At 61.4% G+C, this 18,466-nt stretch carries 19 protein-coding genes; 11 read left to right on the forward strand and 8 right to left on the reverse strand.

The window, feature by feature from the left end; genetic code table 11:
• Window positions 1–52: 52 nt before the first annotated feature.
• Window positions 53–979 (reverse strand): LysR family transcriptional regulator, encoded by a 927-nt coding sequence (locus tag ACDZ94_RS05200; protein ID WP_064450524.1) that lies wholly within the window; start codon window positions 977–979, stop codon window positions 53–55.
• A 118-nt stretch (window positions 980–1,097) separates the two neighbouring features.
• Here ACDZ94_RS05200 and ACDZ94_RS05205 point away from each other — a divergent pair, with 118 nt between their 5' ends.
• The 3 genes from ACDZ94_RS05205 (at window position 1,098) to ACDZ94_RS05215 (ending at window position 2,758) form a co-directional block, all read left to right on the forward strand.
• On the forward strand, window positions 1,098–1,391 hold the full coding sequence (locus ACDZ94_RS05205; RefSeq protein WP_064450523.1) for a putative quinol monooxygenase: 294 nt from the start codon (window positions 1,098–1,100) through the stop codon (window positions 1,389–1,391).
• Between the two features lie 24 nt (window positions 1,392–1,415).
• Window positions 1,416–2,429, forward strand: a complete 1,014-nt coding sequence (locus ACDZ94_RS05210; RefSeq protein WP_221293822.1) for a zinc-binding alcohol dehydrogenase family protein — start codon at window positions 1,416–1,418, stop codon at window positions 2,427–2,429.
• A gap of 146 nt (window positions 2,430–2,575) precedes the next feature.
• Window positions 2,576–2,758, forward strand: coding sequence for a hypothetical protein (locus ACDZ94_RS05215; protein WP_064450521.1), 183 nt, complete (start codon window positions 2,576–2,578; stop codon window positions 2,756–2,758).
• Between the two features lie 8 nt (window positions 2,759–2,766).
• On the opposite strand, the gene ACDZ94_RS05220 is transcribed toward ACDZ94_RS05215, so the two are convergent.
• Window positions 2,767–3,960, reverse strand: coding sequence for a multidrug effflux MFS transporter (locus ACDZ94_RS05220; protein ID WP_064450520.1), 1,194 nt, complete (start codon window positions 3,958–3,960; stop codon window positions 2,767–2,769).
• An 87-nt stretch (window positions 3,961–4,047) separates the two neighbouring features.
• On the reverse strand, window positions 4,048–4,248 hold the full coding sequence (locus ACDZ94_RS05225; RefSeq protein WP_064450519.1) for a heavy-metal-associated domain-containing protein: 201 nt from the start codon (window positions 4,246–4,248) through the stop codon (window positions 4,048–4,050).
• Window positions 4,249–4,395: 147 nt separating this feature from the next.
• On the opposite strand from ACDZ94_RS05225, the gene ACDZ94_RS05230 reads away from it, so the two are divergent.
• The 3 genes from ACDZ94_RS05230 to cueR all read left to right on the forward strand — a co-directional run bounded on the left by ACDZ94_RS05230 (window position 4,396) and on the right by cueR (window position 7,442).
• On the forward strand, window positions 4,396–4,776 hold the full coding sequence (locus tag ACDZ94_RS05230; RefSeq protein ID WP_053254169.1) for a hypothetical protein: 381 nt from the start codon (window positions 4,396–4,398) through the stop codon (window positions 4,774–4,776).
• A 66-nt stretch (window positions 4,777–4,842) separates the two neighbouring features.
• The gene (locus ACDZ94_RS05235) at window positions 4,843–7,044 is read left to right on the forward strand and encodes a heavy metal translocating P-type ATPase (protein ID WP_432751165.1); all 2,202 of its coding nucleotides are present in this window, start codon (window positions 4,843–4,845) and stop codon (window positions 7,042–7,044) included.
• Entirely contained in the window at window positions 7,041–7,442 is a 402-nt protein-coding gene (cueR, locus tag ACDZ94_RS05240) for a Cu(I)-responsive transcriptional regulator (protein ID WP_221293820.1), read from the forward strand. Before ACDZ94_RS05235 ends, cueR begins: the two co-directional genes overlap by 4 nt.
• Window positions 7,443–7,569: 127 nt before the next feature.
• Here the strand turns inward: cueR and ACDZ94_RS05245 are convergent, their stop codons facing one another.
• Window positions 7,570–8,469 carry a PA4780 family RIO1-like protein kinase gene (locus ACDZ94_RS05245; protein ID WP_221293819.1) on the reverse strand — a complete coding sequence of 300 codons (900 nt, stop codon included), beginning with the start codon at window positions 8,467–8,469 and terminating at the stop codon, window positions 7,570–7,572.
• A 134-nt stretch (window positions 8,470–8,603) separates the two neighbouring features.
• Window positions 8,604–9,881 (reverse strand): acetyl-CoA C-acetyltransferase, encoded by a 1,278-nt coding sequence (locus ACDZ94_RS05250; protein ID WP_064450515.1) that lies wholly within the window; start codon window positions 9,879–9,881, stop codon window positions 8,604–8,606.
• 114 nt (window positions 9,882–9,995) lie between these two features.
• Between ACDZ94_RS05250 and ACDZ94_RS05255 the strand changes: the two genes are divergently transcribed.
• The 4 genes from ACDZ94_RS05255 to ACDZ94_RS05270 all read left to right on the forward strand — a co-directional run bounded on the left by ACDZ94_RS05255 (window position 9,996) and on the right by ACDZ94_RS05270 (window position 16,245).
• A complete protein-coding gene (locus tag ACDZ94_RS05255; RefSeq protein WP_221293818.1) occupies window positions 9,996–11,348 on the forward strand; it encodes a 3-oxoacyl-ACP reductase in 1,353 nt (450 codons plus the stop codon).
• A gap of 2 nt (window positions 11,349–11,350) precedes the next feature.
• On the forward strand, window positions 11,351–12,199 hold the full coding sequence (locus ACDZ94_RS05260) for a MaoC family dehydratase (protein ID WP_432751166.1): 849 nt from the start codon (window positions 11,351–11,353) through the stop codon (window positions 12,197–12,199).
• 301 nt (window positions 12,200–12,500) lie between these two features.
• Window positions 12,501–14,390, forward strand: a complete 1,890-nt coding sequence (locus ACDZ94_RS05265) for a collagen-like triple helix repeat-containing protein (RefSeq protein WP_432751167.1) — start codon at window positions 12,501–12,503, stop codon at window positions 14,388–14,390.
• Between the two features lie 172 nt (window positions 14,391–14,562).
• Window positions 14,563–16,245, forward strand: coding sequence for a ShlB/FhaC/HecB family hemolysin secretion/activation protein (locus ACDZ94_RS05270; protein ID WP_064450512.1), 1,683 nt, complete (start codon window positions 14,563–14,565; stop codon window positions 16,243–16,245).
• Window positions 16,246–16,279: 34 nt separating this feature from the next.
• Here the strand turns inward: ACDZ94_RS05270 and ACDZ94_RS05275 are convergent, their stop codons facing one another.
• The 3 genes from ACDZ94_RS05275 to ACDZ94_RS05285 form a co-directional block, all read right to left on the reverse strand.
• The gene (locus ACDZ94_RS05275; RefSeq protein WP_053254161.1) at window positions 16,280–16,687 is read right to left on the reverse strand and encodes a response regulator; all 408 of its coding nucleotides are present in this window, start codon (window positions 16,685–16,687) and stop codon (window positions 16,280–16,282) included.
• A 60-nt stretch (window positions 16,688–16,747) separates the two neighbouring features.
• Window positions 16,748–16,942 carry a Flp family type IVb pilin gene (locus tag ACDZ94_RS05280; protein WP_064450511.1) on the reverse strand — a complete coding sequence of 65 codons (195 nt, stop codon included), beginning with the start codon at window positions 16,940–16,942 and terminating at the stop codon, window positions 16,748–16,750.
• A 64-nt stretch (window positions 16,943–17,006) separates the two neighbouring features.
• Window positions 17,007–17,201 (reverse strand): Flp family type IVb pilin, encoded by a 195-nt coding sequence (locus ACDZ94_RS05285; protein WP_053254159.1) that lies wholly within the window; start codon window positions 17,199–17,201, stop codon window positions 17,007–17,009.
• A gap of 330 nt (window positions 17,202–17,531) precedes the next feature.
• Here ACDZ94_RS05285 and cpaB point away from each other — a divergent pair, with 330 nt between their 5' ends.
• Window positions 17,532–18,458, forward strand: a complete 927-nt coding sequence (gene cpaB, locus ACDZ94_RS05290; RefSeq protein ID WP_432751168.1) for a Flp pilus assembly protein CpaB — start codon at window positions 17,532–17,534, stop codon at window positions 18,456–18,458.
• Window positions 18,459–18,466 lie beyond the last annotated feature (8 nt).

The raw sequence follows: 18,466 nt of genomic DNA on the forward strand, positions 1-18,466 counted from the left end.
AGCGCAGATTGGGACAGGATCTGAGTGAAATTTCCTGCTGTAGTGAAGGCGATTACGCAGTACGCAATGGCCCCGGCCGTTGCGCGGTCAAAACCGCACAACGGGACACGAGCATTTCCCGCAGCAGGTTAATGGGTTTGCTCAATTGCGCACGGTGGGCGCACAGCAAATTGAGCGGCGTACGCTCGCCACGCAACTCCGGCAGGATCAAGCGCAAGCGCCCGGCCAACACGTCGCTGCTCACATCCAGCCAGGATTTGTAGGCAATGCCGACCCCCGCCACTGCCCAGCGGCGCACCACATCGGCGTCGTCACTGAAGCGGTCCCCGGTCACCGTCAGGCTGACCTCGCGTTTGCCATCGTGAAAACTCCAATGGTCGTGCACACGACTGCCGAGCATGTACAGCAGGCAATTGTGCTGGGCCAGTTGCTCCAGATGGCGGGGTTCGCCATGCCGGGCGAGGTAGCTGGGTGCGGCGCACAGCACCCGGATATTATCCGGGGCGATGGGCAGCGCGATCAGGCTGGAGTCTTCAGGCTCGCCGTAGCGCAGCGCGATGTCCACCGGCTGGCGGAACAGGTCGGCCATCCGGTCGCCGAGCAGCAGGCGTATGTTCAGTTGCGGGTATTCACGCTGAAACTCATCCAGCCACGGCAACAACTGATTACGCCCGAAGTCCGAAGGTGCCGACAGTTGCAACACGCCGCTGACATGGTCCTGCCCGCTGGCCAACAAGCGCCGCCCTTCGTCCAGCGAACTCAACGCGGCGCGAGCATATTCCAGGAAGCCCTCGCCCTCGGCAGTCAAACGCAGGCTGCGGGTGGAACGTGCCAGCAAGCGTGCACCGAGTTGCTGCTCGATACGCTTCAACGCGGCGCTGGCTACCGCGGGCGACAGGTCCATCACCCGTGCCGCCGCCGACAAACTGCCCAGGTCCGCCGCCCGCACAAACAACTGCAAATCATCAAAGCGCAGCATGCATTCCCACCCACTATCAAAATTCTATTGAAACAGACTGCTGTTTTAGCCGCTTTTATCTTGATGGGAAATAGCCAATCATCTGCCCATACCGTTCATCACGTGCCAGGAGTCGAATATGTCCGCTGCCTTTAACGTCATCGCCACGCTGATCGCCAAACCCGGCCAACACGCCACCCTCGAGCCCCTGTTGCGCGATTTGCTGGAACCGACCCGCCTCGAAGCCGGTTGCGAGCAGTACGACCTGCATCAGGACCTGCAACACCCCGAGACCTTCTACATGCTCGAACGCTGGAGTGACGAGGCAGCGCTGGCCGATCACGACCAGAGCCCGCATATCCAGAACTTCCGCGCCAAGGCTGCCGATGTGATCGAACACTTCGAACTCAAGCGCCTGAAGTTTCTCGCCTGATTACCGCCTTTTTCCGGAGTCCCCATGAAAGCTATTGCCTACTACGCCTCACTGCCGATCAACGATCCAAAATCCCTGCAAGACATCGAACTGCCAGAGCCCGTCGCCGGCCCACGCGACTTGCTGGTGGAGGTCAAAGCCATCTCGGTCAACCCGGTGGACACCAAAGTGCGCCAGAACGTAGCCCCGGAAAATGGCGCCGCCAAGGTGCTGGGCTGGGACGTGGCCGGTGTGGTCAAGGCCGTCGGCAGCGAAGTGACGTTGTTCAAAGCCGGTGACAAGGTGTTCTACGCCGGCTCCCTGGTCCGCCCGGGCGGTAACAGCGAGCTGCACACGGTGGATGAACGCATCGTCGGCCACATGCCCAAAAGCCTGGGTTTCAGCGATGCCGCCGCGCTGCCGCTGACCGCCATCACCGCTTGGGAGCTGCTGTTTGAGCGCCTGCAAGTACGTGAAGGGAAACAGGACGAAGGCCAGAGCCTGCTGGTCGTCGGCGCCGCTGGCGGTGTGGGTTCGATCCTGACCCAACTGGCCAGCCAGCTCACCGCGCTGAAAGTCATCGGCACCGCCTCGCGCCCGGAAACCCAGGAATGGGCAAAGGCGCTCGGCGCCGACCTGGTGATCGATCACAGCCAACCGTTGAGCGAAGCGCTGAAAAACGCCGGCCACCCACACGTGACCCACGTCGCCAGCCTGACCCAGACCGACCATCACCTGGACCAACTGGTGGAAGCCCTGGAACCTCAAGGCAAGCTCGCGTTGATCGACGACCCCAAGGCGCTGGATGTGAGCAAGCTCAAGCGCAAGAGCCTGTCGCTGCACTGGGAGTTCATGTACACACGCTCGATGTTCGAGACGCCGGACATGATCGAACAACACAACCTGCTCAACCGCGTGGCAGAACTGATCGACGCCGGCACCTTGAAAACCACGGTGGGCGAGCACTTCGGTGTGATCAATGCGGCAAACCTGCGCCGCGCCCATGCGCTGCTGGAAAGCGGCAAGGCCAAGGGCAAGATTGTGCTGGAAGGGTTCTAATAGAAAGTCTGTCGGTGTGGTCCATTATTCATGTGAGTAATGGACCACACCGCTAGTCAGAGAGTTGATCTTTGTCATATTTGTGAGCGCATTCGGGTTTATATTGGCCGCCTTTGCCACGATTCTTTTACGTGAGGAAGTCAGCAATGAAGATCCTGATAAGAGCGTTAGCAAAATCCCCAGGCAACAAATGGCAAGTCAGCCTCGACGGCGACGCCTTCACCTTCCGCAATGAAGCCGAGGCCCGTGCCTTTGCCGACACCCTGCAGGCGCGTATCCAGGCGCCCCACCGCATTCCCCTCAGCCAGCAACGTTCCGCCGCCGGCTGATCCGTACCTCAGACCTGCGCCTGTGCGGCCCTCGCCCGTTGCAGGCGCTGGGTCGACATTGCAATGGTCACTGCCAACACACCGCACACGCTGATGACAATCGCCATCGGCATGGCCGTGCCGTCATGCAATACGCCCACCAGCGACGCCGCGCCCGCCGCCACACCAAACTGAATGCAGCCAAGCAGCGCCGACGCACTGCCGGCCCGCGCACCCTGCCCGCTCATGGCGCAGGCCGAGGTGTTAGGCAAAATGCAGCCCAGGCTTGCGATGCAGATAAACAGCGGCACCAGCAATGGCCACAAGGCTTCAGTGCGCAGGGCGGCAATGCCCAGCAGCGTCAACGCTGCCGCTACGTAGACCCACACCGTGCGCGACAGCAAAAACGCCGGGCCACGCTTGGCCAGCAAGCGCGCATTGAGCTGTGCTACCAGGATAAAGCCGGCGGCGTTGGAGCCGAACAGCCAGCCGTAATGCTCGGCAGGCACACCGTACAGCTTGATGAATACGAACGGTGAGCCGGCGATGTAGGCAAACATCCCGGCAATCGAGATGCCGCCGGTCAAGGCGTAGCCGAGGTAAACCCGGTCTGACAACAGCGCGGCGTAGCGGCGCAGTGACCCGGACAACGGCTGGCGAGGCTGGTTGGCCGGAAAGGTTTCCGGCAACCCGACGGCCACGGCAATGGCCGCCATGACACTGAACACCGACAACGCCAGGAAGATCGACTGCCAACCCCACAACCCGACCATCACCCCACCCGCCAAAGGTGCGAGGATCGGCGCCAAGCCGGTGACCAGCATCAGTTGCGAATAAACCTTGGCCGAACCCACGGCATCACATTTATCGCTGACTACCGCCCGTGAAATCACCATGCCCGCGCAGCCACCAAGGGCCTGCACGAAGCGCGCGCCGATCAGCCATTCCAACGACGGCGCATAAGCGCAGGCGAAGGACGCCAAGGTAAACAGGGTGACGCCGCTGAGCAGCGGCACGCGCCGACCAAAGCGGTCCGCCAGTGGGCCGTAAATCAATTGGCCGATGGCCAGGCCGCCGAAATACACCGCCAGGGTCAGCTGGATATGTTTTTCATCGGTCGCGAAAGCCGTGGCCATTGCCGGAAAGCCCGGCAGGTAAAAGTCGATCGCCAACGGCGCGAAGGCGCTCAAGGCGCCCAGGATCAGGATTATGCGGAGGTTCATCAGACACCCAAGTGAGTCGGCAGCCCGACAGTCTAGCCGTGCTTGGGTGCCCTGAACATTACGATAGCTCGCTAACTATCAAAAAACTCAAGCAAGCTTGGCGTTGTAGCCTTCTTCAGTGATCAGGCTGATGACCTGATCGGCAGACAGATGACTATTTTCAACACTCACTGCTTTCGCCGCCAGGTCGACCTTGACGCTCGCCGCCGGGTCCTGGCTTTGCACCGCCTGGGTAACCGCCCGGACGCAATGGCCGCAGGTCATTCCTTCAACGCTGAATACTTGCATGAGATGACTCCTTTGATGAGGTTGTGGCCAGTTTTGACCTTGCCACGATGGCAAGGTCAAGCGTTGAAACTGTCGGCCGGGCTGGTATTCAGCCGCCGCCTCGGCCAAGCTTCATTTCTCTTAGATATGAACCACGGAGCATTCGCCATGCGCTGGTCGTTTTTTAGCCTTATCGGCCTGTTGAGCTTGTCTGCCGCTGCGCCCATGGCCTGCGCCGATGAGGATTATGCGGTGCTGATCATCTCCCGCGAACGCCTGGAAGTACCGACCAACTGCGAGATCGGCCTCTACATTCAGGACCAGTTGGCCGGGCGTCTGTTTCAGGAACAGGCCACCTCGTTTAACTTGCCTGCTGGCAATGTGTCGCTGCGCCTGAAGCTGCTGCCGGGCCAATCGCCTGGTTGCCTGCCGGGCATGCTCGCCCCGCCGGCGCAGAACATCACGCTGAAAGCCGGCGACATACGCAAGTTGCGGATCGCCCAAGGCCCGGACGGCATGTACCTGAAACCCGCTGCACTGGAATATTAAAGGCGCTTGACCTTCCCCACAGGTCAAGGTTGATTCTAGGGGCAACTTCTTCTGGAGGACTGCCCCATGAATGGACCCACCACATTTGACCTGCCCATCAGCGGCATGACCTGCGCCAGCTGTGCCGGCCGCGTCGAGCGGGCGTTGGGCAAAGTGCCAGGGGTGCAAAGCGTCAGCGTCAACCTGGCCAATGAACGCGCGCATGTCGAAGTGCTGGGCAAAATGGACCCCGCAGTATTGATCGCCGCCGTCGACAAAGCCGGTTACACCGCCACGCTGCCCCAAAGCGAAACCGTCACCGACGCCAATCAAGCCCAACGCCTGTACCGCGAGCGTTGGGCGTTGCTGCTGGCGATTGTATTAGCACTGCCGTTGGTTCTACCGATGCTCGTGGAGCCCTTCGGCCTGCACTGGATGCTCCCCGCCTGGGTGCAGTTCGCCCTGGCCACGCCGGTGCAGTTCATTTTGGGCGCGCGTTTCTATATCGCCGCCTGGAAAGCCGTGCGCGCCGGCGCCGGCAATATGGATTTGCTGGTCGCCATCGGTACCAGCGCCGGTTACGGCCTGAGCCTGTATGAATGGCTCACCGCGCCCGCAGGCACCCTGCCGCATCTGTACTTCGAAGCCTCCGCCGTGGTGATCGCCCTGGTGCTGCTCGGTAAGTACCTGGAAAGCCGCGCCAAACGCCAGACCGCCAGTGCCATCCGCGCCCTCGAAGCCTTGCGCCCCGAGCGCGCGATTCGCGTGCTTGAAGGACGCGAAGAAGACGTCGCCATCGGCGCGTTAAAGCTCGGCGACCTGGTGCTGGTGAAGCCCGGCGAACGCTTCCCGGTCGACGGGGAAGTGGTAGACGGCCAGAGCCATGCCGACGAAGCCTTGATCAGCGGCGAAAGCCTGCCCGTGCCGAAACAGCCGGGTGACAAGGTCACCGGCGGCGCCATCAACGGTGAGGGCCGTTTGTTGGTGCGCACCCGGGCTGTCGGTGGGGAAAGTGTGTTGGCACAGATCATCCGCCTGGTGGAAGACGCCCAGGCGGCCAAAGCCCCGATCCAGAAACTGGTGGATAAGGTCAGTCAAGTCTTTGTGCCCGCCGTGCTGGTGCTGGCGCTGATCACATTGGTGGGCTGGTGGCTGTACGGTGCGCCTCTGGAAACCGCGATCATTAATGCCGTCGCTGTGCTGGTAATTGCCTGCCCGTGCGCATTGGGGCTGGCCACACCGACGGCGATCATGGCCGGCACCGGCGTCGCCGCGCGCTACGGCATTCTGATCAAAGATGCCGAAGCGCTGGAGCGCGCCCATGATGTCAGCGCCGTGGTCTTCGACAAGACCGGCACCCTCACGTCCGGCACGCCGAAAATTGCGCATTTGGCGGCGATGGACGGTAATGAGGCTCTGCTGCTGCAACAAGCCGGCGCGCTGCAACGCGGCAGCGAGCACCCATTGGCCAAGGCCGTACTGGATGCCTGCAGCGAAAAAGGGCTGCACGTGGCGGATGTGAGCGCCAGCCAATCGCTGACCGGGCGCGGCATTGCCGGCACGCTTGACGGCCAGCAACTGGCGCTGGGCAACCGCCGAATGCTGGAAGAAAACGGCTTGAATGCAGGCAACCTGGCCGAGTCCGCCAAGGCGTGGGAAGCCGAAGGCCGCACGTTATCCTGGTTGATCGAACAAGGCGCACAACCCCGTGTGCTGGGGCTGTTCGCTTTTGGCGACACCCTCAAGCCCGGCGCACTGGAGGCGGTGGCACAACTCAAGGCCGAGCACATCAGCAGCCATTTGCTCACCGGCGACAACCGCGGCAGTGCTCGTGTGGTGGCCGAAGCCCTGGGTATCGACGATGTACACGCCGAAGTCCTTCCCGCCGATAAGGCCGCCACCGTCGCCGAGCTGAAAAAAAACGGTGCAGTGGCAATGGTCGGCGACGGCATCAATGACGCCCCGGCCCTGGCCGCCGCCGACATCGGTATCGCCATGGGCGGCGGCACCGACGTGGCGATGCACGCGGCCGGGATCACCCTGATGCGCGGCGACCCACGCCTGGTGCCGGCCGCGCTGGAGATCAGCCGCAAGACCTACGCCAAAATCCGTCAGAACCTGTTCTGGGCCTTTGTGTATAACTTGATCGGTATTCCGCTGGCGGCGTTCGGCTTCCTCAACCCGGTATTGGCGGGTGCGGCCATGGCCTTGTCCAGCGTCAGTGTGGTGAGCAATGCGTTACTGTTGAAAACCTGGAAGCCCAAGGATTTGGAGGATCAACACCCATGAACATCGGCCAGGCAGCCCGTCAGAGCGGGCTGAGCGCGAAGATGATTCGCTATTACGAATCCATCGGCCTGCTCAAAGCCGCGCACCGCACCGACAGCGGCTATCGGGTGTATGGCGCCGACGACTTGCACACGCTTGCGTTTATCAAACGCTCGCGGGACTTGGGGTTTTCGTTGGAAGAGGTCGGCAAGCTGCTGACCTTGTGGCAAGACCGGCAGCGGGCCAGCGCCGACGTAAAAGCCTTGGCGCGCCAGCACATCGAGGCGCTGAATCAGAAGATTCTGGAGCTGGGGCAACTGCGCGATACGTTGCAGGACCTGGTGGAGCACTGCCAGGGCGATCATCGGCCGGATTGTCCGATTCTCAAGGAGTTGGCGTCGGGCAGTTGTTGCGCCTGAGCGGATGCACACAACACACCTGTGGGAGCTGGCTTGCCTGCGATGCAGACACCTCGGTATGTCAGTTACACCGCGGTGATGCTATCGCAGGCAAGCCAGCTCCCACATTCGATCGCCGTACTGAGCCTTACTGCATCCAGGGCGGCGGCGGTGGCTCGTCGGGCACTTTACTCGCAGGCGCATCATCCGCCGCCCGTATCGCCTGGCGACGCTCTTCATCCAGCCGCGCCGCTTCGATCTCGCGGATCACACCGCCCACGTCCGCCAACTCTTCCGGCTCGTCGAACTCGCCGGTCAAGATGCTGGCCGGGTGCAAGGTGCCGGCTTCATACAACGCCCACATTTCCTTGGCGTACTTGGTCGTCTTCAACTCCGGGGCAAAGCGCCCGAAGTAGGAAGCCATGTTGCCCACATCCCGCTCCAGCATGCTGAACGCGTGGTTGTTGCCCGCCGCATCCACCGCCTGGGGCAGGTCGATGATCACCGGGCCCGTCGGCGTGAGCAGTACGTTGAACTCGGACAGGTCACCGTGCACCAGGCCGGTACACAGCATCAGTACGATCTGGGAAATCAGGAAGGCGTGGTATTCGCGCGCCTGGTCCGGCTCCAGCGTGACGTCGTTCAAGCGCGGGGCCGCATCGCCGTATTCGTCGGCCACCAGTTCCATCAACAGCACGCCTTCAAGGAAGTCGTACGGCTTGGGCACGCGAACGCCCGCACCCGCCAGACGGAATAATGCCGCGACTTCAGCGTTCTGCCAGGCGTCTTCGGTTTCTTTCTTGCCGAACTTGGAGCCCTTGGCCATGGCCCGGGCCTGGCGGCTGTTGCGGACCTTGCGGCCTTCCTGGTATTCGGACGCCTGACGAAAACTTCGTTTATTAGCCTCCTTGTAAACCTTGGCGCAACGCAATTCGTTGCCGCAGCGCACCACATAAACAGCTGCTTCTTTACCACTCATGAGTGGGCGCAGCACTTCGTCGACCAGACCGTCTTCGATCAGGGGTTCAATGCGTTTAGGAGTCTTCATCAGCTTTTATTGTGGGTCCTTTATTACCAAATACGCGTATGGCACTCGTTATACGGCAATCAGCTCGCCGGTGGGAGGGGCTACCGACCTCTGACCACTGAAGAATGCATGCAATAGGCCAATTTTGTCGGCAATTACCGTTCGATGATCGCCGTCACCCCCTGACCGCCGGCGGCGCAGATCGAAATCAGCCCGCGGCCCTTGCCCGCTGCATCCAGCAATTTGGCCAGATTGGCGACGATGCGCCCGCCGGTGGCGGCAAACGGGTGCCCGGCCGCCAATGAACTGCCTTTGACGTTCAGCCGGCTGCGGTCAATGGCGCCCAGCGGCGCATCCAGCCCCAGGCGCGTCTTGCAGTAGTCGGCATCTTCCCAGGCCTTGAGCGTGCACAACACCTGGGCAGCGAACGCTTCGTGAATCTCGTAGTAATCGAAGTCCTGCAATGTCAGGCCATTCCTCGCCAGCAGGCGCGGCACGGCGTACACCGGCGCCATCAATAGCCCTTCGGCACCGTTGACGAAATCCACCGCGGCCGCTTCACCATCGCGCAAGTAGGCGAGGATCGGCAAACCCCGCTCCTTGGCCCAGGCTTCACTGCCCAGCAATACCAGGGAGGCGCCGTCGGTCAGCGGCGTCGAGTTGCCGGCGGTGAGCGTGCCCTTTTCGCTGCGTTCGAACACCGGTTTGAGGCTGGCGAGTTTTTCCAGGGTCAAGTCCGGGCGCAAGTTGTTGTCACGGGTAAGACCCAGAAAGGGCGTGAGTAAATCGTTGTGCCAGCCTTCGGCGTAGGACGCGGCCATTTTCTGGTGGCTCTCCAGCGCCAGTTGATCCTGCTCGGCGCGGGGGATTTGCCAGGTCTGCGCCATCAACTCGCAGTGCTGGCCCATCGACAAGCCGGTGCGCGGCTCGCCATTACGCGGCAGTTCCGGTTTGAGGTGATGCGGACGAAGTTGTAACAAGACTTTTAACTTATCCGCCATGGACTTGCTGCGGTTGGCTTGCAGCAGGATCTTGCGCAGCCCCTCATTCACCCCGATAGGCGCGTCGGACGTGGTGTCGACGCCACCGGCAATCCCACATTCGATCTGGCCCAGGGCGATCTTGTTGGCCACCAGCAACGCAGCTTCCAGGCCGGTGCCGCACGCCTGCTGAATGTCGTACGCCGGCGTTTGCGGCGACAGGCGCGAGCCCAGCACGCACTCGCGGGTCAGGTTGAAATCCCGTGAATGCTTGAGCACCGCACCCGCCGCCACCTCGCCGATGCGCAGGCCGTGCAGGTTGTAGCGTTCGATCAGGCCTTCCAGCGCCGCCGTCAACATCGCCTGATTACTCGCCGTGGCATAAGGGCCATTGGAGCGGGCGAAGGGGATGCGATTACCGCCAATGATCGCTACACGGCGCAATTGAGTCATGGAAAGCTCCCTGAAGGTTATGAGGTGAGTCTGTGAGACTAGCCTAGGCTCAATCGAACGACTTTCACCTCTTGATGGTCCACCGTTTGAACCCCAGCACTCGGAGAGCGTTCCATGTCTGACCGTTATATCGACTTCGCCAACTCAAGCCTCGGCCATCGCCTGGTCGCCGCCATTGGCCTGCCGTCACCGGTACGCCTGGAACGCTGGCAGGCCGGGCGCCTGCGTCCGGTGGAAGGTGCGCTGTTGCTGGGCGGCGGCGCGCTCGCGGCCAAGGTGCTGCCGTTTGCCAATAAACTCACCGACGCCATTTACAGCTACGGCCCCGAGCCATTGGCAGCGCCCGCGTGGATCCCCGGGCATGGCCCCAAACTCAAGGCCGTGGTGTTCGATGCCAGCGACTTGCAGCACACCGACCAGCTCAAACAGCTGCGCGAGTTCTTTCAGCCGTTGCTGAAAAATCTTGAGCACAGCGCCCACGTGGTGATCCTTGGCCGCGCCCCGGAAACCCTCAGCGATCCGTTCGCCGCCAGCGCACAGCGTGCCCTCGAAGGCTTCAGCCGGTCCCTGGCCAAGGAGCTGCGCAGCGGCGGCGTGCTGCAATTGTTGTATGTCGGCGAAGGCGCCGAAGACCAGTTGGAAGGCGCTCTGCGCTTTTTCCTCTCACCCAAAAGTGCCTATATCTCCGGCCAGGTGATTCGCCTGCAAGCCTGCGCCACGCCGGTCGAGGATTGGACTCGCCCGCTGGCCGGGCGCAAGGCGCTGGTCACTGGCGCCGCGCGTGGCATTGGCGCCGCCATTGCCGAAACCCTGGCCCGCGACGGTGCCGAAGTGATCGTGCTGGACGTGCCCCAGGCCAAGGCTGATCTCGACGCCCTTGCCGCGCGCCTGGGTGCGCGCACTATCGTGCTGGATATCTGCGCCGATGACGCCGCTGCGCAATTAGTCGAACACCTGCCGGACGGCATCGACATCGTGGTGCACAACGCCGGCATCACCCGCGATAAAACCCTGGCCAATATGACCCCGGAATACTGGGACGCCGTGCTGGCGGTGAATCTCAACGCGCCGCAAGTGCTGACCAAAGCCCTGCTGGACAGCGGCACGCTGCACGATAATGGTCGTGTGGTGCTGCTGGCTTCCATCAGCGGCATTGCCGGCAACCGTGGGCAAACCAATTATGCCGCCAGCAAGGCCGGCTTGATCGGCCTGGCACAGGCGTGGGCACCCTTGCTCAAAGAACGCGGCATCAGCATCAACGCGGTCGCCCCTGGTTTTATCGAAACCCAGATGACCGCGCACATTCCCTTCGCCCTGCGCGAGGCCGGGCGCCGCATGAGCTCACTGGGCCAGGGTGGCTTGCCGCAAGACGTGGCCGAAGCCGTGGCCTGGCTCGGCCAGCCGGGTTCTGGAGCCGTCAGCGGCCAAGCGTTGCGGGTGTGCGGGCAAAGCCTGCTGGGAGCGTAAGCATGGAGTGGCAGACATTAGACAGCACCCCGTTTCTGCCGCCGCTGTACTGGCGGGCCGCGCTCAAGCGCAAGATCACCGGCAGTACGTTGCCTGATGCAGGGCTGCGCTGCCACCTGCGCGTGAACCCCGAGGACGTGGCCGCTTATCGCAAGGTCTGCGGGTTTGCGGACAGCCCGGTTCTGCCGGGCACGTACCCACATGTCCTGGCGTTCGGTTTGCAAATGCAATTACTCACCGACAATCAGTTTCCGTTCCCGCTGCTGGGGCTGATTCACCTGAGCAACCGCATCCGCATCCATCGCCCGTTGGGGGGAGTGAGCAACCTGATGGTGGGGGTGTACGCGAACAACCTCCAACCCCATGCCAAGGGAGCGACCTTTGATATCGTGACCACGGTGGAGGATTCGCTGGGTCTGTTGTGGGAAGCCGAGAGCCGAATGCTCTGTCGCGGGGTGAAACTGGAAGGCACAACGCACGATGATCACATGTCGGCCTCCGCTGACGTCAGCGAGTTGGCCCGCTGGAAAGCACCCGCCGATATCGGTCGCCGATATGCCCGGGTATCCGGCGACTACAATCCGATCCACCTGAGTGCGTTGACGGCCAAGCTCTTCGGCTTCCCGCAAGCAATTGCCCACGGGCTGTGGAGCCTGGCACGAACGCTGGCCGCGCTGAATGAGTATTTGCCTGCTGCCAATGTTGAAATAGAGGTCGAATTCAACAAGCCCGTCCGCCTGCCCAGTGAAGTCATCTTACTGACCCGTGCCGCAGGTGCCAGCGGCGAGTTGCTGTTAAAGGGAACGGGTGACCTTCAGCATATGGCGGGCAAGTGGCGCCCGATTGCGTGAAACGCGCCATTTAATTGTATATATACACCCTAAGTTATAGCGGACGCCCTGGCGTCCGCTTTTTTATTCAACCCACTGATATGTAAAGCATCGCTAACTTTAGACGCCCCTCTATTACACCCTTCGTATTAGCTATTAAGCCGATTAAGACCTTGTGTATATAAATCGTTAATACCAAGTTGAGCGTTGCGAGAAAGAGTCCCCGGGTCTGTGATAACCACACGGACAAACGTATCGCTATCCCAAGAAATAACGAGCGTTTGAAACAACCAAGGTTGTACAGGTGCAAGGGAACTCAATCATGAAAACTCAAACTCAAGTAGTGTTATGGAAAACAAGTACCGCGCTGGCCCTGATCATGGCGATGAGCCTCGGTGGCTGCAGCAGCGGCGGTGGCGGGCATCACAGCAGCGTGGCGGCATCCTCTCCTGACGCAGGTGCGGGAACAGGCGCGGGCACAGGTGGCGGCTCGGGCGGAACGGGTGGCGGAACCGGCGGTGGTACTGACGGCGGCACGGGCAGCGGTACTGGTGGCGGTACGGGCGGTGGAACCGGTGGCGGTACTGACGGAGGCACGGGCGGCGGAACCGGTGGTGGCACTGGCGGCGGCACGGGCGGCGGAACCGGTGGCACTGGCGGCGGTACTGGCGGTGGCACGGGCGGTGGCACGGGCGGTGGCACGGGCGGCGGAACCGGTGGCACTGGTGGCGGAACCGGTGGTGGCACTGGCGGTGGCACAGGCGGCGGAACTGGTGGTGGCACAGGCGGCGGAACTGGTGGTGGCACAGGCGGCGGAACCGGTGGCGGCACGGGCGGCGGAACCGGTGGCGGCACGGGCGGCGGAACCGGTGGCGGAACTGGCGGTGGCACAGGCGGCGGCACTGGCTCGATAACTACACCTCTGGTAACAGGCCAGATTGTCGGCGCTCTGGGCACCACTGTCGGTAACGTAGGTACAGCGGTGGGCAACATTGGTTCGAGCTTGAATGGAGTTCCAATTGTCGGCGTTACCGCTGGCGGCCTGGTCACGTCCACTGGCAATGCCGTCACCAGTATCGGCACCGGTGTGACGACAGGCCTGGGCTCCCTGGGTACCGACAGCAATTCCCTGGGCAAAACGGTTGCTGGCGTAGGCAACGGCGTCGCCAACCTGGGCACCGGTGTTTCCACTGCGGGCCAATCCTTGGGCACCACGCTGAGTGGCGTGCCGGTGGTGGGCGGCTTGACTGGTGGCGTAGGCACAGCAGCGGGCGGCCTGGTTAGCACTGCCGGTCAGGCAGTCACCATGCTCGGCGATACCCTCAGCACCGCCAGTACCACTGGCCCATTGGGCTCGTTGACGAATACGGTTGGCAGCAAAGTGCTGGTGCCTGTGGTTTCCCTGGTGGAAAACACCACCGGCAACCTCGGCACTGCCACCGGCCTGGGCACTCCGGTCAATGGCCTGCTGAATAAAGTCGGCAGTACCGTCACAGGCGTGGGTGGTCAAGTGGCCAGTGCCGGCGGTGCGGGCAACCCTGTCACGACTGTCGTGGGCGGTGCGTTGACCGGCGTTGGCAGCGTGCTCGACAAGTCCGGCGGTTATGTCGCTCCCGCCAGCACTGCGCCAGCCTCAGGCTTGCCAGAATTGGTGGGTGGCCTGGTGGCCAACGTGGGTAACGGTCTGAATGCCGGTAACACCAATGGCACTGTCAGCGCAGCAGGTGTAACCGGCGGCGCACTGGGCGGCACCGTCGCCTCGCTCGGCACCGTGATCGGTGGTAATGGCGTCGCCAATACGGCCGCCACGGCGCCGGTTGCAAGCGTGGCCACTACCGTCGGCGCAGCCCTGAACCCTGTGACAACAGGTGTTTCCAGCCTGACGCAAAATGTCGGCACTACCACAGGCGTCGGCGCGCCGGTCAACGGTCTGGTAACGCAAGTCGGCGGTGCAGTCAGCGGTGTCGGCACAACGTTGACCGCAGCCAACGCCAACCCGGTGACTAACGCCGTAGGCACCACCGTCACCGCAGTCGGCAACACCGTGGGCGCGGTAGGTGGGTTGGTCACCGGCGGTACCGGCAGCGGTGGTGGCCTGCTCGGCGGTCTGACCGTCGGCGCCGGCACCAGCGCCCCGGCCAGTGGCAGCGCAAGCACCGGCACAAGTGGTGGTCTGGGAGGTTTGTTAAACGGTCTGACCGGTAAAAAATAGAATTGCACCTGGCCGATTAGACGGCCTCCCCTACAGCGCCTACGCTTGGTTGAGACGAGAGACCCTATAAGTCTCTCGTCTTTTTTATGGGCTTGATGCCATGCCCTCCCGAACCGCGTCCCAGAACCCGGCGGGCCCGAGACGCTGCTGCAGTCTGACCATGGAGTGTCCTATGCGCGTGTTGACTCCGTTGTTATTACTTACCCTCAGTGCTTACGTTCAGGCCGAGACCCTTCCCAGCTTCCTCAACAGCAACGACACCATTCGCAATCTGCCGGTGCCTAACCTACCTGCCGACGCCTATCGACCCGTCACGCCACAAACCCAGGTGCCGCAAGCGCCCGCCACCCAGAACCAGCCGTTGCAGATGGACACCAAAGTCACCATCCGCAAGCTGCAGATCGAGGGCGGCACGATCTACCCACTGACCGAAACGGCCAAGGCTTACGCTGCGTTGCTCGGCCATGAAACCAACCTCGCGCAATTGATCGAAGCCACCCGCAGCATCACGCGTCGCTATCAACAGGACGGCTACCTGTTGTCCTACGCGTTCTTGCCGCAACAGACCTTCGAAAATGGCCTGGTGCGCGTGGTATTGGTGGAGGGGTACATCAAGGATTACCAGCAAAGCGGTGACATCGGCGCGGTGTCGGCCTACATCGACAAACTGGCCAACAAGCTCATGGCCGAACGCCCTCTCACGCGCAAGACGTTCGAGCGCTATACCACCCTGATGGGGCGTATCCCCGGTGTAACCCTGCAAGCGCAAGTGCCGCCGCCGGGCACCACCGATGGGGCCGCGCACATGAAGATCGAAGCCACGCGCAAACCCTTCACCACCAGCATGAGCCTGGTCGACGACAACCGTAACGGCACGCAAGCGTTGCTCACCGCCACCAGCAACTCCCAGACGTCGATGGGCGAGCAACTCTACGTCAGTGGTTTGTTCCCACCGGGTGACGACAAAGAGCATTACTACCGCGTGGGCTACAGCCAGTTCATCAATGCCGAGGGCAGCCAAGTGGTGGTGGGCGCCGAGCGCTATCGCGCCGACCCCAAAAGCAACATCCAGCTGGACGGTGGCTTCGAACTCAAACCGCATCAATCGATTGATCGCTACACCATCGGCCTCAGCCATCCGCTGATTGCCTCACCGAATGAATCACTGACCGTGGCTACACGCCTGTACGCGGTGGACCAAACCACGCGCTATCAACTGGTGGGCTACCCGCAGCGTTTCGACATCGAAACCAACCTGCGCGCCCTGGCTTTCGAGGGCGACTGGCGCAAGTCCGACACGCGGCAACTGCGTATCCTCAGCGCCGGGCTTTACCAAGGCATCAACGGCCTGGGCGCCACCACGCGCAGTGACCTGGCGGTGACCAAACCGGACCTGGACTTCTTCCGCCTGCGCCTCTCCGGCGTGCAGAGCGACAAGTTCTTCGATAACTGGCAAGGCGTGCTGTCGGGGGCGTTCTACTGGAGCGACAGCACCTTGCCCGACAGCGAGCGCGCCACATTCGGCGGGCAGAACTTCGGCCGTGGATACCCCGATGATCAAGCGTCGGGCGACAAGGGCTGGGGCGCGGCGTATGAGGTCAACTACAGTTTCAACCGCGCCGGCGATTGGCTGAAGGTCGTGCAACCCTATGTGGTGCTCGACCGTGCCAAGACCTGGTTCAACGAGCTGCCGGCCAAAAGCAATGACCTGTCATCGGCTGCCGTGGGCGTGCGCTTTGGCGATAACAAGTACTACAACATTGCGCTGGAAGCGGCCAAACCGATGTCGGACATCGCGCTGGACAGCTTCAATCGGCGGCCGCGTTATACGCTGAGCTTCAGCTATCAACTCTGAATGAGGAGACTGTGCAGAGGGCTTTAAAGCCCTCTCACAGGGAGGACTTTCTCAGGGGGAAAAGGCTGTCGAGGGTATCGAACAAGCGCTTCAGGTAAATAGGCTTGCGAAACAGATCCAGCACTTGCAGGCGCAGCATATCGCTGACGTCATCCATTTCGGCATGGCCCGACATCACAATCACCGGCAGGTGTTGACGAGCCGTGTGTTCGCGCAAACGCTTGATCAGCGAGATACCACTTTCCTCGGGCATCCGCAGGTCGGTAATGACCAGCGCGATATCGGGGTGCAGGGTCAATTCCTGCAAGGCAAAGGTGACGGAGGTTGCCGTAAAACAAACGAAGCCCTCGTTCTCCAGCGACTCCGCCAGTTCAACGAGGGCATCTTCTTCGTCGTCCACCAACAGGATCTGTTGGCGGCAAGGTATAGCTGCAGCATTCATAGGCACTACCTGATGTTTCCATTCAACAACGCGTGTACTCAACAGGAGGCCGTCTAAAACTCATGTAGTAGTAATGGCGGTCTGAATTTTACCAAAGAAGGTCGTAATCTGAGGTCCCAGCGTAGTCCCGGCCGCCAGTACCACCAGCGCTACAATTGCAACGAGAATAAGGTATTCAATCGCCGTTGCGCCGTCCTTGCGCTGAAAAAACACCTGGAGTTGAACATACAGTCTCATCAACAGATTAAAGACCATCTTACTTCTCCTCTGGCGACATGACGCCATATCAAGGTTTTGCTCACGCTACTCGCAGTTATGATTACGTTGTCGTAATGGCCGTCTGGATTTTCCCGAAGAATGTAGTGATCTTCGGCCCCAGCGTCGTCCCAGCTGCCAGTATTACCAATGCTACAATCGCCACGAGAATGAGGTATTCAATCGCCGTCGCGCCATCCTTGCGATGAAAAAGTAACTGAAGTTGAACATGAAGTTTAATCAACAGATCAAGAATCATCGGAATGCTCCTTGGGCGACCAGACGCCCTGCCTCGGTGCTGCACAGTAATTGCTATGTGCCATCTGAGCATTGTCAACAAACCTCACCCTCACAACTGTAAGAAGGGATTAATCACAAAGTAGTGGTTGCTTTGCTGCCCCCTTAAACCCTCGATTTCAAAGGCCGCTTCCTGCGCCGCAAAGAAATGTTTCTGTCAGTAATGGCATTTTGTCCTAGCTGAACTACCTTCAAATAGCTAAATAGTTAGTTACCGTTCACAGCAGCCAGGTGGCGGATTTAGCCTGTTTGGATAGGCGGTTTTTGGTGCAACAGGAAAGGGAGAGCCGTCATGAACACGCGTTTCAGCATGATACTGGCCGGTGTGCTTTTGGTCGGTGCGCTGTTTGCCGGTTATTGGGGGCTGGTGCTCAGTCGTCAACCTGCCCCTGCCCCACCCCCGCCGCCACAGGCCGCACCTGTCGAAAAAGCGGTTGCCGTGGTGGAAGATCAAACCCGCCAACCGGTGGTGGTACTGGCCCACGATGTGCCGCCGTTTGTTGCGCTGAATGCCACCGATTTAACCGTGGAGAAACTGCGCACCGTACCGGCCGGCAGCTTGACCAGTGTTGACCAGGCCATCGGCCGCACACCCTGGCGAGCCCTGCGCGCCGGCACCTGGCTGAACGACGACAGTTTCACCCCCGGCGGCCCGCTGGCCCGCATGATCCGCCCGGACGAACGCGCCCTGGCCGTCGCCGTCGATGAAGTGATTGGTGCCGCTGGCCAACTGAGTCCCGGCGACTACGTGGATGTGCTGCTGTACCTGCGCCAGGACGCTGCCAACCTCGAACAATCGGCACAAGTGGTGGTCCCGGCCATGCGCCTGCTCAGCGTCGGCGATCAAATGGGCCTGACCAACGACGGTGCCCCTGCCACACCACCGGCGCTCACCGCAGAAGAAAAAGCCCAACGCCACGCGCCCTCTCGCACCGTGGTGCTGGCGGTGCCCGAGCAACTGCTGAGCCGACTGATGCTGGCGACCCAGGCTGGCACCTTGCGCCTGGCCGTGCGCAGCGCCGATGAACGCTTGCTGAGCCACTACTGGGCCGGCGAAAGCAATGCGCCGGGCAACCTGCAAAGCGCCAACCGCGACCTCTACCAATTCACTCAACTGGCCTTCGCCCAAGCCCCGAAAAAACTCGCCCAGGGCAGCCCACGCCGCACCGGTGTCGAAGTGATACGCGGCAATCAAGCAACCCAACAAACACCCGACTGAACAAGGAT

Origin of the sequence: Pseudomonas sp. UBT (assembly GCF_050915955.1) — a bacterium.
In the GTDB taxonomy this organism is placed as follows: Bacteria; Pseudomonadota; Gammaproteobacteria; order Pseudomonadales; family Pseudomonadaceae; genus Aquipseudomonas; species Aquipseudomonas antarctica_A.

Bases quoted from the DNA above. Each gene is read 5' to 3' on its own strand.
- ACDZ94_RS05200 (WP_064450524.1), bottom strand. From the start codon at position 979: ATGCTGCGCTTTGATGATTTGCAGTTGTTTGTGCGGGCGGCGGACCTG.
- ACDZ94_RS05205 (WP_064450523.1), top strand. From the start codon at position 1,098: ATGTCCGCTGCCTTTAACGTCATCGCCACGCTGATCGCCAAACCCGGC.
- ACDZ94_RS05210 (WP_221293822.1), top strand. From the start codon at position 1,416: ATGAAAGCTATTGCCTACTACGCCTCACTGCCGATCAACGATCCAAAA.
- ACDZ94_RS05215 (WP_064450521.1), top strand. From the start codon at position 2,576: ATGAAGATCCTGATAAGAGCGTTAGCAAAATCCCCAGGCAACAAATGG.
- ACDZ94_RS05220 (WP_064450520.1), bottom strand. From the start codon at position 3,960: ATGAACCTCCGCATAATCCTGATCCTGGGCGCCTTGAGCGCCTTCGCG.
- ACDZ94_RS05225 (WP_064450519.1), bottom strand. From the start codon at position 4,248: ATGCAAGTATTCAGCGTTGAAGGAATGACCTGCGGCCATTGCGTCCGG.
- ACDZ94_RS05230 (WP_053254169.1), top strand. From the start codon at position 4,396: ATGCGCTGGTCGTTTTTTAGCCTTATCGGCCTGTTGAGCTTGTCTGCC.
- ACDZ94_RS05235 (WP_432751165.1), top strand. From the start codon at position 4,843: ATGAATGGACCCACCACATTTGACCTGCCCATCAGCGGCATGACCTGC.
- cueR (WP_221293820.1), top strand. From the start codon at position 7,041: ATGAACATCGGCCAGGCAGCCCGTCAGAGCGGGCTGAGCGCGAAGATG.
- ACDZ94_RS05245 (WP_221293819.1), bottom strand. From the start codon at position 8,469: ATGAAGACTCCTAAACGCATTGAACCCCTGATCGAAGACGGTCTGGTC.
- ACDZ94_RS05250 (WP_064450515.1), bottom strand. From the start codon at position 9,881: ATGACTCAATTGCGCCGTGTAGCGATCATTGGCGGTAATCGCATCCCC.
- ACDZ94_RS05255 (WP_221293818.1), top strand. From the start codon at position 9,996: ATGTCTGACCGTTATATCGACTTCGCCAACTCAAGCCTCGGCCATCGC.
- ACDZ94_RS05260 (WP_432751166.1), top strand. From the start codon at position 11,351: ATGGAGTGGCAGACATTAGACAGCACCCCGTTTCTGCCGCCGCTGTAC.
- ACDZ94_RS05265 (WP_432751167.1), top strand. From the start codon at position 12,501: ATGAAAACTCAAACTCAAGTAGTGTTATGGAAAACAAGTACCGCGCTG.
- ACDZ94_RS05270 (WP_064450512.1), top strand. From the start codon at position 14,563: ATGCGCGTGTTGACTCCGTTGTTATTACTTACCCTCAGTGCTTACGTT.
- ACDZ94_RS05275 (WP_053254161.1), bottom strand. From the start codon at position 16,687: ATGAATGCTGCAGCTATACCTTGCCGCCAACAGATCCTGTTGGTGGAC.
- ACDZ94_RS05280 (WP_064450511.1), bottom strand. From the start codon at position 16,942: ATGGTCTTTAATCTGTTGATGAGACTGTATGTTCAACTCCAGGTGTTT.
- ACDZ94_RS05285 (WP_053254159.1), bottom strand. From the start codon at position 17,201: ATGATTCTTGATCTGTTGATTAAACTTCATGTTCAACTTCAGTTACTT.
- cpaB (WP_432751168.1), top strand. From the start codon at position 17,532: ATGAACACGCGTTTCAGCATGATACTGGCCGGTGTGCTTTTGGTCGGT.